Origin of the sequence: Limosilactobacillus panis (assembly GCF_019797825.1) — a bacterium.
Lineage (GTDB): Bacteria > Bacillota > Bacilli > Lactobacillales > Lactobacillaceae > Limosilactobacillus > Limosilactobacillus panis_A.
This window is the reverse complement of record NZ_CP081855.1, coordinates 1,121,497-1,137,231: the sequence shown is the minus strand read 5'-3', so window position 1 is coordinate 1,137,231 and position 15,735 is coordinate 1,121,497. Positions and strand designations below refer to the sequence as shown.

Below are 15,735 nucleotides of genomic sequence, written 5' to 3'. Positions count from 1 at the left end.
GGTGTAATCAGGTGCGACAATCGCAGAAAACAGAACCACAAGCTGACCGCTTGTCGAGGATAGGTTTGGAAAACCGAAAGTACACAAGGGCGCGTAGTACCGATTATGGTGAAGGTAAAGGTATGAGTGTCACTATCCAAGACCAAGTCTTGGACCGCAATAACCTGAACCAGGCTTATTTGCGAGTTAAGAGAAATAAAGGAGCAGCGGGCATTGATGATATGACTGTCGATGGCCTCCTGCAATATCTTAGAGAAAATAAAACGGAGTTAATCACCAACCTACGTGAAGGCAATTATAAGCCAGTACCGGTTAAACGAGTGGAAATTCCCAAGCCCAACGGTGGAGTGAGAAAACTAGGGATACCAACGGTAGTGGACCGCATGGTCCAACAAGCAGTTGCCCAAGTGCTCACGCCAATCTTTGAGCGTATTTTCTCGGATAATAGTTTTGGCTTTCGCCCTCATCGTGGAGCCCAAGACGCAATCGCAAAGGTAGTTAAACTATATAATCAGGGATATCGAAGAGTAGTCGACTTAGACCTGAAGGCCTATTTCGATAACGTCAACCATGATTTGATGATTAAGTACCTCCAACAATATATTAATGACCCATGGACACTAAGACTTATCCGCAAGTTTTTGACTAGCGGGGTCTTAGATCATGGGCTTTTCGCTAGGAGTGACAAAGGAACGCCGCAAGGTGGACCATTATCACCATTACTGGCGAATATTTACCTAAATGAGTTGGATAAAGAGTTGACCAGACGTGGCCATCACTTTGTACGCTATGCGGATGATTGTAATATTTATGTTAAAAGTCAACGGGCGGGAGAACGAGTAATGCGCAGTATTACCCATTTTCTCGAAAAGCAATTGAAGGTTAAAGTTAATCCAGATAAAACTAAAGTTGGTAGTCCCCTAAGATTGAAGTTTCTTGGCTTTTCACTAGGTGTAGACCGTAACGGTGCCTATGCCCGACCGGCCAAGCAATCACAAAAGCGAGTTAAGCAAGCACTAAAGCTGTTAACAAAGCGCAATCGGGGAGTATCCATTGAGCAAATGTTTGAGGAAATTCATCGCAAAATGCGGGGTTGGCTTCAATATTACTCAATTGGGAAACTGACTGGCTTTATTCAACGACTTGACCAGTGGTTAAGGGCGCGAATAAGGCAATATATCTGGAAGCAATGGAAGAAATTCAAAACTAAGATTACTAACTTACAAAGGCTCGGATTGTCTTATCGTGATGCATATGTCTTCGCTAGTACCCGTAAGGGCTACTGGCGAACCGCACACAGTAAGACTTTGAGTTATTCTCTAACAAATAGAAAACTGGAGCACCTTGGACTAATAAATATGTCCAAGACGCTCCAGTCAATTCAAAGTGATTAAGTTGTCGAACCGCCGTATACGGAACCGTACGTACGGTGGTGTGAGAGGTCGGTAATTGAACTAATCAATTATCTCCTACTCGATTATTGTCTTGATTAAAGGATCATGTCAGGCCTTTTTTAATTTTTAAACTACTTTTCAAAAATTGCTAATAATATGTTGACATATTAAAATACGATGAGTATAGTTGGTGTTAAATTAGAAAAAGATTAAAGAGGGCGAACAAAATGAAGAATATTAATATTTGCACTAATGTTGTTAGTTATTGTATGTGAAGCACAATACAGAAGGATGGTGCATGAACTTGTTTAAAAAGGTATTAATTGCTAACCGTGGAGAAATTGCAACGCGAATTGTCCGTGCTTGTCACGAACTCGGCATCAAGGCAGTGGCAGTATACGCTAAAGAAGATGAATACAGTGCCCACCGTTTTACTGCCGATGAAGCTTATCTGATTGGCCAAGGAGAACAACCCCTTGCAGCTTATCTTGACATCGATGAAATTATTCGGGTTGCTAAGGAATCAGGAGCAGAGGCAATTCACCCAGGATATGGTTTCTTAGCAGAAAACGCGGACCTTGCGCAGGCCTGTGTCGATAACGGAATTAAATTTATTGGTCCCAAGCCAGAACACTTGCGAATGTTTGGTGATAAGTTAGTTGCCAAGCAGGTAGCTGTCAAGGCCGGCCTCCAACCAATTCCGGGCTTATCAGGCGACGTGGTTAATGCTGAACAAGTTAAAAAATTTGCTCACCAGCATGGATACCCAATTATGGTTAAGGCGGCTAACGGTGGAGGTGGCCGTGGAATGCGGATCATCAAGGATGATCCGCAACTTGATGAAGAATTTGAGCAGGCTAAAGACGAGGCTAAAAAGGCCTTTGGTTCCGACGAAATGTATGTTGAAAAGGACATCCAGCATCCCAAGCACATCGAGGTGCAGGTCATTGCCGATGAGCATGGGCACGTCATGCACCTATTCGAACGGGACTGTTCTGTTCAGCGTCGCCACCAAAAAGTAATCGAGTTTGCCCCTAGTAAGGTTCTTTCTCCCGCACGGCGGGCAGAAGTCTGCAACATGGCGGTTAAATTGATGCAGAGCGTTCACTACCAAAATGCCGCCACAATTGAATTTCTGGAAACACCAGAGCAATTCTATTTTATCGAGGTTAACCCCCGGGTCCAGGTTGAACATACGGTAACGGAAATGATTACCGGCATTGACATTGTTAAGACACAGATCCGGATTGCGGCCGGCGAAGACCTTCATAAGGACATTGGTCTCCCGGAACAGGCGGACCTCAAGTTTCATGGTGCAGCCATCCAGTGCCGGGTAACAACCGAAGATCCAGAGAACAACTTTATGCCGGACACCGGGCAGGTCATGACCTACCATGCCCCCGGTGGTACAGGTATTCGACTAGATGGAAACGTCTACCCGGGTTACACCGTGACACCTTACTTTGACTCTCTTCTCGTCAAGTGCTGCGCTGCGGGTGAAGACTTCGCCGAGGCGCGGGTAAAAATGTTGTGTGCCCTTAATGAATTTCATATTCGTGGCGTTAAAACCAACATTCCGTTCATGATTAACGTCTTAAAGCACCCAACTTTTATTGCTGGAAACTGTTCAACCACGTTTATTGACGAAAATCCAGACTTATTCCACTTTAACACTCAGCCAGACACACCGCTGCAACTGTTAAACTACATTGGAAATGTCACGGTTAACGGTTTTGCTGGTGTAACAAAGAAAGCAAAACTTGCTCATCCTGACATGCAGGAGCCGCAGGCCAGGCAAATCGAAAACGATTCACAAGCAGACAAAACGGTCAAGGATATTCTCGATGAGCAGGGTGCAGACGCTGCATTAGACTATGTCAAACAGCAAAAGAAGGTTCTCTTGACCGATACGACCATGCGGGATGCCCACCAAAGCCTGTTTGCTACCCGAATGCGGACGCATGACATGCTCCCGGCTATGAAGGTATATGACCAGGCCATGCCGCACCTTTTTTCGGTCGAAAGTTGGGGCGGGGCAACATTTGACGTCTGCTACCGTTTCTTAGGTGAAGACCCTTGGGTACGGCTCCGCCTTCTTAAGAAGTACATGCCCCACACTCTTCAACAGATGCTTCTTCGGGCTTCTAACTCGGTCGGCTATCGGAACTATCCTGATAATGCCCTAAAACGGTTTATTGACCACAGTGCCAAGACCGGGGTTGACGTTTTCCGGATCTTTGATTCCCTAAACTGGATTGACCAGATGCAAAGAAGCATTGACTACGTTCGTAAGACCGGTAAGATTGCCGAAGGGGCAATGTGCTTCACCGGTGACTTTTTAAAGTCAAGTGAACGTAAATATACGCTAGCCTACTATATGAAAATGGCTCAATCGCTGGTCGATGCAGGTGCCCAGGTAATTGGCATTAAGGATATGGCGGGCCTACTAAAGCCCCAGGCGGCCTATGAACTGGTTGGCAACCTTAAGGCTAAGTTCGATGTCCCTGTTCACCTTCACACTCACGACACCACCGGGAACGGCGTGGCAACCTATGTGGCAGCTACAAAAGCCGGTGTTGATATCGTTGATGTTGCAATGGCGGCAATGGCGGGTACCACTAGTCAACCTAGTCTTGGGACCTTCTATTATGCCTTGGAAGGGGATTCCCGTCAGCCAGAATTAAACATGCACAATGTTGCGGTTCTTAATAGGTACTGGGCAAACGTCCGTCCCCTCTACAGTGACTTCAGTAACGGTGTCAATGCTCCCCAACCGGACCTTTACCAGACTGAAATGCCAGGGGGCCAGTATTCGAACCTGAAACAACAGGCCCAGTCTTTAGGAATCAGTGACTTTGGTAAGGTCGAGGCCAAATATCGGGAAGTTAATGAACTACTCGGCGATATTATCAAGGTCACGCCGAGTTCCAAAGTCGTTGGTGACATGGCAATCTTCATGATTCAAAACCATCTGGACAAGGACAATATCCTAACAAAGGGCCAGCACGTTGACTTCCCGGATTCGGTTGTGAACTTCTTTGCGGGCGACCTTGGTCAACCATATGGTGGTTTTCCTAAGGACCTCCAAAAAGTTGTCCTAAAGGATCATCCGGCAATTACCGTCCGTCCCGGCAGCCTTGCCAAGCCGGTTGATTTTGATGCCGTCAAGAGTGAGTTGGCAGCAAAAATTCACCAGGAGCCAACAGAAGATGACCTCCAGGGCTACATCATGTATCCGAAGGTATTCATTGACTACTTTAACAACCACCAATCATACGGAGACGTGATGGACCTGGATACCACTACTTATTATCAGGGAATGCGTCCCGGAGAAAACTTAACGGTCAGCTATGGAACAGGGAAGAAAATGCTACTAAAGTTCGACTTTGTCTCCCCAGCTGATAACGAAGGGAACAGGACACTGTTCTTTGAGCTTAATGGTCAAACTCTCCAACTAAAGGTCAAGGACCGGCAGTTAAAGGGAAAGGTTGCCAGCGTCCCAAAGGCTGATCCCGAAGATCCCGGCCAAGTGGGGATGCCACTTAACGGTAACGTAGTTAAAGTCAACGTCAAAGCTGGTGACGAGGTCAAGGTTGGTCAAGTCCTGGTGATCACCGAAGCCATGAAGATGGAATCAGCTGTTAAGGCACCGTTTACTGGTAAGGTCACAGAGGTCTTTGCTAAGGTTGGCGATGCCCTTAAGAGTCAGGACCTACTTTTAAAATTGAGTAAGGAAGAATAGAGTATCCAAGGAGGAGATTAGATATGCAAAAATTCCCCCAATTAGCGGCAATGGGTGTGCCAGCTGAAGAATACGCCACCCTTTCATCAACAAACGTGGTCGCAAAAAAGAAGATTGTCGAAGGGACTGCCCCAACTACGTTCCTGGTATCAGCAAGGGAACAAACAGCTGGTCACGGTAAATTGAATCGGTCATTCTATTCACCAGCTGGGAGTGGGGTTTACTTTTCTCTTGGACTAGCCGAAGAAAACATTGTCCAAAATAATGACCCTGCCAAACTTACGGTGACTGCTGCGGTAGCTGCTTTTCTCGTTTTAGAGCGGCACTTCATGGATTCACTTGCAATTAAGTGGGTTAACGACCTCTATGTTGGTGATAAAAAAGTGGCGGGTATCCTTGCAGAAACCGCAGTTGACGGTGCTAACCACCTTCATGGGGTGGTAATCGGCTGGGGGATCAACCTGGTAACACCGCCGGACCTACCGAGTGCACTCACTAACCAGGTTGGGGGCCTTAGTCCACTAATGGTTAGCAACCGAGAGCGATTAAACATTATTGACGAAACTGGCGCCCAGTTTATCCGCCTTCTTGCAGGCTGTAGTTGGGAGCAGATTCTCCAGATTTACCGCGAACACCAACTTCTTGCCGGGAAGAAAGTGGTCGTTGAATCTGGTCTTAAAAAAATAGCCGGACAATTCGACCACATCTCAGATAGGGGTGGTTTGTGTCTCCAAACCACTAATGGGGTGGAAGAAATAAGAACTGGGACGGTCCGTAAACAATAAATAACTCTAAGAAGAGACTGGGGAAAACATCAGAGTGCTCCGTAACTAGACAACTTGAGCGCTTCTTCCCCAGCCTCTTTAGTTTTGATAGAATTAATATTTTTAAGAGTCGGCACATGTGAAAACGCCATCAAGACAAATTAAAATTAAAAATTACATATTTCTAATATTTCTTTAATTTTACCCTTGATTTTCTCATAAACAGATGATATTCTACAAATAATCAATTGAAACAAACAAACGACGTTGATCGAGAACAGCGAGTATCATCGATTGCAGAGAGCTGATGGTTGGTGCAAATCAGTAGAAAGTGGTACTTAGCTAATCACTCGTGAGTTGTATGTCGAACGATTTTTCAAGTAGAACGTACTGGTAGCACCCATTATCGTGCCGACTGATATTCTTTTAATGGATGTTGGTTGAGGCGGCTCTTTAGCCGTAAAGAAAGGTGGTACCACGTTTAGAAGCGTCCTTTTTAACTCTTAGTGAGAGAGTTAAGAAGGACGCTTTTAGCGTTTTACCAAACATTTAAGGTGGTGATGAACATGTCAGACAACGACATTATTAACATTAAGAAGATATTAGAAAAATTTAAATTAAAATAGAGAAAGAAGTTAGTCGTCGTTAACGAATCGTAGGGTTGACTCCCCCAAAAGGTAACAGCGGCTAACCTTTATGGAGGATATTATGACTAAAGAAAATGTTACCTTAAACGCAAAGCAAGAATCATTCGCTCAAGCACTTTTTAACGCTTACCAGAACCACCAGCCGTTAAAGATGGCTGACTGGGATGGTGTTGTAACAGATGATGATACGGCATATGCAGTGCAGGACCGGTTCGCTGCCCTTAAAAAACTTCCGACTGGCGGATATAAGGTCTCACTGACGAGTAAGAAAACCCAGGACATGTTTGATTCTGATTGTCCACTTTACGGACAACAGGTCGATAGCCACTTTCTTCCTTCACCCGCACTTCTGTCACTTAAAAAGCAAACAATGGATCCGTTGCTTGAGGTGGAACTTGGTTTCCGCGCTACTGAAGACTTAAAACCAGATGATAGTCTGGAAGACCTCCTTCACAAGACGACCGTTTGCGGGACCGTTGAATTACCCGACTGCCGTTTTACTGACTGGTTCCCCGACCTCAACAAGTTTAATGTCATGAGTGACTGTGCTGTCGGTGGATTCGTTGTCTATGGTTTAGAACGTCCGGCTGATGAAGTGTTTGCCACTGTCGAAGATGCGGCTAACGTCAACATGACCCTTTACCATAATGGACAAAAACAATCAAGTGGTCAGTCGAGTGAGGTGCTTGGTAACCCATTCAAATCCCTCTCCTGGCTAGTTGGTAAACTAGCAGAACAAGGAAAGGAGTTCCGCACAGGTAAGTTGGTTTCTTCCGGAACTTTCCTTCTCCCACCGCACTTAACCAAGGGGGTCTGGACCGCTAAATTTGACCACGGCTTTGGTGACGTAACTGTTAACGTTAATGATTAATTATCCAAAACTTAAATCGGGCATAGATTGAAAGGAAGTTTTTATTATGACACGAAAAGTAGCAGTGTTTGGGATGGGACATGTTGGCGCAACGGTTGCTCACTACTTGGTTGCCGGTGGCTTTACAGATGATTTAGCGCTCTTTGATACAAACGAGGCCAAGGTAAACGCCGACGCCCTCGACTTTCGGGACGCCATGGCCAACCTGCCTTACCACACCAACTTAACCGTCAATGATGATTCACAGCTTGCTGATTGCGACGTGGTTGTTTCTTCCCTGGGTAAGTCAAAGCTAGTGGATACTCCAGACCATGACCGGTTTGCAGAATTTAAATTTACCCGCACCCAGGTACCATTGGTCGCTAAAAAACTTGTTGATAACGGCTTTCATGGAAAACTGGTGGATGTCACTAACCCGTGTGATGTCATCACCTCAATGTACCAAAAGTTAACTGGCCTGCCAAAGAAACACGTACTGGGGACAGGGACCCTGCTTGATTCCGCACGGATGCGTGCCTGTGTTGGTGAGGCCCTCCACGTTGATTCACGTTCAGTTGTTGGCTTCAACCTTGGTGAACACGGGAACTCACAGTTCACCGCCTGGTCTACGGTCCGTGTGTTAGGGAAACGTGTACTAGACCTAGCTAAGGAACGGGGTCTGGACTTGGCTGATATTGAAGAACATGCCCGCCAAGGTGGCTACCTGGTTTATCAAGGAAAGAAGTACACCAACTACGGGGTTGCAACCGCGGCAGTTCGGTTAACTAATGCCCTTCTGAGCGATGCCCGAACCGAAATGCCGGTTTCCAACTACCGCGAAGAGTATGGAACCTACCTATCATATCCAGCGGTTGTCGGCCGCGATGGGGTAGTTGAGCAACTCCACCTGGACTTAACTGATGAGGAAAAGGACAAGCTGGCCACTTCTGCGAAGTACATCAAGGAACGTCTTAAAGCAGAAGAAGAGCGGGCTGCCAAAGCAAATAAATAGAAAACGACTTTATAAACAACTAAAACCGATTCTTCCTGATAATTTCTTTCATATTCATTCCACAAAAGGAGTTTTCCCAACACTGGGTGACTCCTTTTTGCATTTAATAGCTTTCCAGGATAGTAGGACTTGCAAAATCGCCATAAATCAACGAAAATAAAACTAATTATTTCTTGCAGAAAGAAAAGGAATTCCTATGAGTAATGAACCAGATTTAACTAAATTAAACATTGTATTTAACGGGCAAAAAACGCCCCCATTAAAAATTAACCAGCTATTTGACTCCCGGCGGTTTAACCATTTTACGGCAATCACGGGACACGTTGAAGCAGATTTTGTCAACCAGTACCTCAGTAAATTCATCCAGGCTGAGGTTGTGATCGGTGCCCAGGAGAATGCCCGTGGTAAGAGTGCAGAAGAGGTCGTCACCAAGGTGGCCCTAACCGATGCGCTGCTTGCCGTGGCCAACAAGAAACCGGCAAAGCTTTTTGAGGCGTTGAGCAGCAGTAACCAGGCCAACATACTAAATGGTCTCTTCCAATTTGAGTACGCCCCCGTCCAGGCTATTTACTCCCGCTTTTACCTATTAAGTAATCCCGATACTGGTGACACCCGAGTCATCCTCGGTAGTATCGATTTAGACCAGGCTTCATTTGACGATCAGCATAACCAGTACAGCGAGATCTTAATCTTCGATAATGACAAGCGCCTGTTTAACAACCTGATGGACCACTTTAAACACGATATTAAGCCGGTCTTGCGGCCATACTTCTCTGACAACCTCTTGCAGGCGGCCCAAAAGCAGCTTGACGAAAGTGCTAAAGATAAGAGTGGTGGTAGCAATGTCGTTATTTTGGATAATGATACGACAAACGCAATTGCCGCGGCGGACATGACGGACATCATTAGCCACGACGTCCAGCAGCAAATGGACACTAACATCATCCCCCATGACACCACGATTTCCATGCGGAACGTGACAATGGACCGTTCCCAGGTTAAGGAGGCAATCGAACGGGATACCAAACAGCACGATACTGTTTACACCCTCCAGAAAACTTCTGTTTCACCGCGGGCGGCAAAGCCAAAAATCAAGAGCCGTGAGAAGATTTATGAGCAGGTCAAAGAGGCCCTGGTCAGTGGGATGTCGCCGCAGCAACGTTCTGCTGAAAAGAAGTACACAACATTCTTGTATGACCGGCCAATGGAGCGTAACCTGGTTAACAACAATAGTGGCCTCTACGTTCCTAATGATGCGGGTACCCACCCAATTCCGTTCGGTAAGTTAGCAACAATTAGCCAGATTCGGGAAAGTCTCAAAAGCATTGACGACGTGATGAAGGGCTACCAGAAGTACGTGATTGATTACAGCGACGACTATGGCAAACGCTTCTATGAGGCAATTCTCTACTGTTTTACCGCCCCATTCCTGTGGGAAATTCGGACTAAGGCCAGTCTTAACCCAGAAGACGGCAATGACGTTCCGAACTTCCTAATCTTTGGCGCAACAGCCGGTTCCGGGAAGTCAACCTTACTGAGAATTATCAACCAGTTGACCTGGAACACTGACCGCTCCCTGATCGATTTCGGAACGATTTATCCGGAAGAGACCGCCCAGAAGAAGAACAAGACGGTCGAAGCAATTGAACATTACATGAAAGAGGGGAGTTCCTACCCCGTCCTCCTCGATGAGATTGAGCCCTACTTTTTCCAGCAGGACCAATACAGCCGCCACTTGGTAGTTGATACGATGAACGAACTCATCAACCATCCCCAAGCGGTCGCTCCGCTGATTGGAACGACGAACTATGACTCAGGTTTCACGATGCTCCGGGAAACGGCCCGCCGGACTTACTATCTGCAAATCGATAAGGTGATTGATGACCGGCTAAAGGGCGAAGCTAACCGTTACATATATAACGTTCGTCAGACCCTTAACAACACTCTGTTCAAGGACTTCGTGATGCGGATGGCTAACTTGCTTGAAGATGATAATACTGCCTGGCGAATGTTTGACCAGAAGACGGGTCGTCTAGACTTCTTAGCAAACACCCGGAAAATCTTCAAGTCATATTACGAAATGGCTGGAATTGAAATTCCACCATACTTTGCCGATACCATCTGTGATGACTTCAAGGAAAGCTCCCGAAATACCTGGGCTAAGCTCTACCTTACCCAGGAAGATGACTTCAAATACCGGAAGGAAGACGATAGCCTCCTCTTCGATATTTCCAAGCTGAACACCCTTAACGGCTTCACTGCAGACAGTATTGAGGAGTATCGTAACGCTTTGCCAATTGAACTCTGCGTTGACGGTATTAATGGTAAGCGGGGGAAATTCGTTGAAATTAAGGCACCGGACTTCTTTAAGTGGATTGGTGAGCACAATCCATACGAGGAAGATGAACAGACGCATGAAGACAATTCAGGGCAGGCTGCTGAGGAGCCAAAAAAGAAGGGCTTCTGGGCGCGGCTTTTTGGCTAGCTAGGACAGTGCCCTTTTTCGGTTTGGCTTAGGTTTTCAGGGGATGACCACGATGAAAAAACTATTTAAAATTTTGTTGAGTCTCCTGACCGGATTCATTCTTATCGGGGCTGGAATTCAGGCTTACCTGTTGCGGGGAACAGCAGGTGTCCCACTAACTAAGGCAAAGTACCGGTCCGATGTTCGTTATTCTTCAACACCGACCATTCTTATTCCTGGTTGGGGCGGCAACACGGTGACCTACCAAAAACTAATCAATTATTACCAAGAGCGCCACATTGCGCAGAAAACCCTCACTGTCTGGATTTCACCATGGGGAAACATCCGCGTCACTGGTCACCTCAATAAGGGAGATAAGAATGCGCTGATCCAGGTCCTATATGATTGGAACTACGATTCAACATTTCATCCCCAGGTCAAGCAGCTTTCCAGGGCATTGTCATACCTGCATAGTCGTTACCACATCGACCGGACGAATGTAATTGCTCATTCGTATGGAGGAACCGAGTTTATGCATGCCTACCTCAACTCACCCCAGCTGCAAAAGGATCTTCAGTTGAACAAAGTCGTCTTTTTAGGGGTGCCAGCCGAGGAAAGCCTTTCATCACGGTTAAATTACCACTACCACCTGATTAAGCATTCGCGAGATAAAAACTTTATTCGTCTACGTAAACAGATGAAGGATTGGCAACCAACCGGGAAGTTAACAATCTACAACTTTATGGGAACTAAACCCGGAAGTACCCACACTGACGGCGAAGTACCGCTGATCCAGTCGGAAATGTTGAAGTCCTTAATTAAGGGCCACCCGACAATTCAGTACTATCAAAAGGTTTATCCCCAAACCACCCACCGGCAACTACACGACCGGGCGGTGATTCTTAATCAAATCGCAGATAAGTTATGGATGAAGGAGTAATAGGATGAAAAAAGAACATGGTCAAGTAACTGGGGTAATTTGGCGGGGCCCTGACGACTTAGAAACCTACCAAAAGCTTCGCCGGTATGCCTTGAAGAAGGGAATTAGTGTTTCGGCCGCAGCAAAGTTGATTATTAGCCAAACGTTAAACGCAATTGAAAAGTAGCTTTAAATAGAGAGGATATTATAAGAAATGACAAAGAGCAAAACCATTTACTTTTGTGCCGGCTGGTTTACTGACAAACAGAATAAAGCTTATCAAGACGCAATGGCCGCCATCAAGAAGAACCCGACCATTGACCTGGAAAACTCCTATGTTCCTTTGCAGCACCAGTATAAAGGGCTACGGGTAGATGAACACCCGGAACTTTTGAAAGACCGTGAGTGGGCAACTGCCACTTACAATGGCGACCGGGTTGGCGTCGCAACGTCTGATATGTTGCTTGCTGTGTACATTCCGGAAGAGGAAGACATCGGCATGGGTGTCGAACTCGGCATGGCTCAAGCATTTGGTAAGTACATTACAGTGGTTATTCCTGATGAATACTATGGTAGATCAATTAATTTGATGAGCTGGGGAATTGCTGACAACTTCATTAAGATGTCTGAATTGGCCGACTATGATTTTAATAAACCAGGCTTCAACTTTTACGCGGGAGCCGTGTATTAATGAACGTGAGAAAAAAAGGGTGGAAATAATGGTCACTTTCCCACCCTTTTTATTTGGTCCCCAGTTATAGATATTTTTGTATAATCGGGGATAATACTAATTGATACTGTCGTGGGTAACGCTTACAATGTAAGCAGGTGATAGATGAAGAAGGGAGGAAGCTCACCCCTTAATTTGCGGGGTAGAGCGTTAAATCATGGATAATCAGCCACGCGTGTGCATTTTTTCATCATGTCTAGTTGATTTACTTTTTCCAAATGTTGGTAAGGCAATGGTGCAGGTCCTAGAACGACTGGGGTGTAAGACCTTTTTGCCAAAGAAGCAGGTCTGTTGCGGCCAGCCGACTTATAACAGTGGTTATTCTAAGGGGTCACTAAAGACGTTCAAAAACGAGATTGACGCCCTCTTGAGTATTGATGCCGACTATATCGTGGGGCCCACTGGTTCCTGTGTATTCATGATTAAAGAATATGCGGGGATCTTAGCAGACGATCCAGTTTATGGCCCACGGGCAAAGAAGCTGGCTGATAAGATTTACGAATTTAGCCAATTCATTTATCGGGTGCTTGGCATTATTGATTGTGGAGCGGAGTTAGATGCTACTATTACGGTCCACCGTTCATGTCACATGACCCGCCTGCTCGGTGAACGGACAGCGCCGTTTGTCCTTTTAAATCATGTTAAGGGGATTAAACGGGTTCCCCTGCATAACGTTCAACTATGCTGCGGTTTCGGGGGAACGTTCTCGGCTAAGGAACCTGAATTGTCGACGGCAATGGTTCAGGACAAGGTCAAAAATATCATGGATACAAAGGCCGATATTCTTGTAGGAATGGAAACTTCGTGTCTAATGAATATTGCCGGTTACATGAACCGTCATGGTGACCACATTAAGGTGATGCACATTGCGGAAGTGCTTAATCACGATGTTGACCCAAGCCGAATTAAGTACATTAAAGACACCAACGAACCAGTTGTCCCAGCCAATGGGAAGGAGTGTTTTAGACTATGGGAATTTCAACAAGTGATAAGCCGTTTATAACGCGGGTCAAAGAAGCCGAAGCTGACCACTTCATGCGGGCAGCCGTCGCCAAGGCTCAGGATGCGCAATTCATCAAGCGAACGCAAGCCCGGCGCGAGCTTGGTAATTGGAACGAGTGGCGCGATTTAGCAACACGTCTTAAAATACCTTCCTGACTACCTGGAGGAGTTTGCTGACAATGTTGAAAAACAAGACGGCCACGTTTTCTTTGCCAAAGATGAAGACGAAGCTCACAATTTTATCAAGGAATTAGCGATTGCCAAAAAGGCGAAGAATATTGTCAAATCCAAGTCAATGGTCACTACTGAAATTGACCTTGATAAAACGCTGCTTTCAATTCCGGGCGCTAACCTGTTAGAGAGTGACCTCGCTGAGTTTATCCTTCAGGAGGATAACTGGGATGAACCAACTCACATTGTCTTCCCAACCCTCCACAAAAACCGGGACCAGATCCAAAAGGAATTCCAAAAGCTCGGTTATGATGGTGATGACGATCCCCAATATGAAGCTCGCTTTGTCCGCGGTTACCTCCGGAAGTACTTCATGAAGGCGGACTTTGGAATCACCGGTTGTAACTTTGCAATCGCCGATAACGGAATGATTAACCTGGATACCAATGAAGGTAACGCTGACATCACGATGGCTATTCCTAAGACTCAGGTGGTCGTAATGGGAATGGAGCGAATCGTCCCAAGCATGAAGGAAGCGGAAGTTCTCGACAACATGCTCGCCCGGAGCGCTGTGGGGCAAAAGCTCACTACTTACTGTACCTTTACCGGCCGGAAAAAGGGCGGCGAAGTTGATGGCCCTGATGATTTCTGGGTTGTAATTGTGGACGATGGTCGTTCCAAGGCACTGGGGACCGAATTTGAACCGATTCTGCAGTGCATCCGTTGTGGAGCCTGCATGAACGTTTGCCCAGTTTACCGGCAGGTTGGTGGAAAAGGCTACGGTTCAATTTATCCTGGGCCTTTAGGAGAAGTCCTTTCCCCAATCTTAGGGGGCTATGAGAAGTTTAAGGACCTTCCCTATGCCTGCTCACTTTGTGCAGTTTGCACCGAAACCTGCCCAGTAAAAATTCCGCTCCAGCACCTGATTCGTGAGCACCGGATTGTCGAGATGGATGGTAAGCATATGGACGATAGTATGACCAACCTGATCCTAAAGATGGTTGGCAAGGGAACCCAATCCCCATTCCTGTTTGGTTCTGCCATGAAGATGGCCCATCCTGCAAGTAACATGTTCTCACAAACGGAACAGCCCGGGGCCGTTGAAGGAATGTATGATGAAGGAAAAATTGACTACGTACCGAAGATTGTGCCAAAGTTAATTCATGGTTGGATTGACACGCGGGACGTCCCTCGGCCAGTAAAGGTAAAAGAGAACTTCCGGCACTGGTTTAAAGATCACAAGCCAGAAGAGACGGCACCAGTAGTAAAAAAGGAAGGGGGGGCATGCCAATGACTAGTCTGCTTGACCAAGCAAATAATAAGGATAATCGTGAACAGTTCTTGAACCGGATTGCAAAGGCAGCCGGTCGTCCTCGTCATGCGTTGAAGGACCACCCATTTAAGCCCCTTAATACCCTTCCTGATGACTTATTAGCGGATAAGAGTCCGGAAGAACTGCTTAACATTGCTATTAAAAACAGTGAATCAGTAAATGCTCAGGTGGTATTAAAGCCGGCCGCTCAATTAGCCGATTTTCTTACCACGTATGCTAAGCAGGAAAATATTAGTCACCTTTTGCTGCCAAACAATACCCCGGAAGAATGGGAAAAGTATGGCCTGATGGAATGGAGCAAGAATCCCGGCGTGGAAAACGTTGCTGTCTGGTCAGATAAACTGAGCCGGCAGGAAAATGAGGAGAATGCCAACCAAGCCGACCTGGCCGTCGAAATGGGGGATTATTTGATTGCCGCCACCGGAACCGTTACGGTAGTCAACCGGCCAGCTCAGGGACGGGGCTTCGATTACCTTCCAACCCGGTTGCTTTTGATCGTTCCAAAGAGCGGTCTTGTTAAGTCCACACGGGAGGCGGTCAATAAGTATAATGAGCAAACCGCCAATGGCCTGTCGACGTCTACGTTTAACTTCATTTCGGGCCCTTCCAATTCGGGTGATATTGAAATGGAATTAGTCGTGGGGGTCCATGGTCCCGTTGAATGTACCTACCTTATTGTTGAAGATCGGTAAAATAAAGTCCCCGGT

11 protein-coding genes, 1 pseudogene and 1 other annotated feature are annotated in these 15,735 nt (G+C 46.3%); all 12 genes and pseudogenes read left to right on the top strand.

What is annotated here, in order from left to right; translation table 11 throughout:
* The first annotated feature begins 11 nt into the window (after window positions 1-11).
* Window positions 12-1,394, top strand: a complete 1,383-nt coding sequence (gene ltrA, locus KZE55_RS05485) for a group II intron reverse transcriptase/maturase (RefSeq protein ID WP_222257731.1) — start codon at window positions 12-14, stop codon at window positions 1,392-1,394.
* 298 nt (window positions 1,395-1,692) lie between these two features.
* Window positions 1,693-5,136 (top strand): pyruvate carboxylase, encoded by a 3,444-nt coding sequence (locus KZE55_RS05480; RefSeq protein ID WP_222257730.1) that lies wholly within the window; start codon window positions 1,693-1,695, stop codon window positions 5,134-5,136.
* Between the two features lie 23 nt (window positions 5,137-5,159).
* Complete coding sequence (locus tag KZE55_RS05475) at window positions 5,160-5,921, top strand: biotin--[acetyl-CoA-carboxylase] ligase (protein ID WP_222257729.1); 762 nt, start codon at window positions 5,160-5,162, stop codon at window positions 5,919-5,921.
* A gap of 237 nt (window positions 5,922-6,158) precedes the next feature.
* Window positions 6,159-6,398, top strand: a binding site (T-box leader).
* A gap of 210 nt (window positions 6,399-6,608) precedes the next feature.
* The gene (locus KZE55_RS05470) at window positions 6,609-7,418 is read left to right on the top strand and encodes a 2-keto-4-pentenoate hydratase (RefSeq protein ID WP_222257728.1); all 810 of its coding nucleotides are present in this window, start codon (window positions 6,609-6,611) and stop codon (window positions 7,416-7,418) included.
* 46 nt (window positions 7,419-7,464) lie between these two features.
* Window positions 7,465-8,409, top strand: coding sequence for an L-lactate dehydrogenase (locus tag KZE55_RS05465; protein WP_047769573.1), 945 nt, complete (start codon window positions 7,465-7,467; stop codon window positions 8,407-8,409).
* A gap of 196 nt (window positions 8,410-8,605) precedes the next feature.
* Window positions 8,606-10,894, top strand: coding sequence for a P-loop NTPase family protein (locus tag KZE55_RS05460; protein WP_047769571.1), 2,289 nt, complete (start codon window positions 8,606-8,608; stop codon window positions 10,892-10,894).
* Window positions 10,895-10,946: 52 nt separating this feature from the next.
* Complete coding sequence (locus KZE55_RS05455; RefSeq protein ID WP_222257727.1) at window positions 10,947-11,813, top strand: alpha/beta hydrolase; 867 nt, start codon at window positions 10,947-10,949, stop codon at window positions 11,811-11,813.
* Window positions 11,814-11,817: 4 nt separating this feature from the next.
* Window positions 11,818-11,979 carry a hypothetical protein gene (locus KZE55_RS05450; protein ID WP_222257726.1) on the top strand — a complete coding sequence of 54 codons (162 nt, stop codon included), beginning with the start codon at window positions 11,818-11,820 and terminating at the stop codon, window positions 11,977-11,979.
* A gap of 27 nt (window positions 11,980-12,006) precedes the next feature.
* Window positions 12,007-12,483, top strand: a complete 477-nt coding sequence (locus KZE55_RS05445; protein WP_222257725.1) for a nucleoside 2-deoxyribosyltransferase — start codon at window positions 12,007-12,009, stop codon at window positions 12,481-12,483.
* 196 nt (window positions 12,484-12,679) lie between these two features.
* A complete protein-coding gene (locus tag KZE55_RS05440) occupies window positions 12,680-13,525 on the top strand; it encodes a (Fe-S)-binding protein (protein WP_222257724.1) in 846 nt (281 codons plus the stop codon).
* A pseudogene (locus tag KZE55_RS05435) lies at window positions 13,492-14,989 on the top strand (LutB/LldF family L-lactate oxidation iron-sulfur protein). The gene KZE55_RS05440 and the pseudogene KZE55_RS05435 overlap by 34 nt, the downstream one beginning before the upstream one ends.
* Entirely contained in the window at window positions 14,980-15,720 is a 741-nt protein-coding gene (locus KZE55_RS05430) for a LutC/YkgG family protein (protein WP_261313178.1), read from the top strand. Before KZE55_RS05435 ends, KZE55_RS05430 begins: the two are co-directional and overlap by 10 nt.
* The last annotated feature ends 15 nt before the right edge of the window (window positions 15,721-15,735 follow it).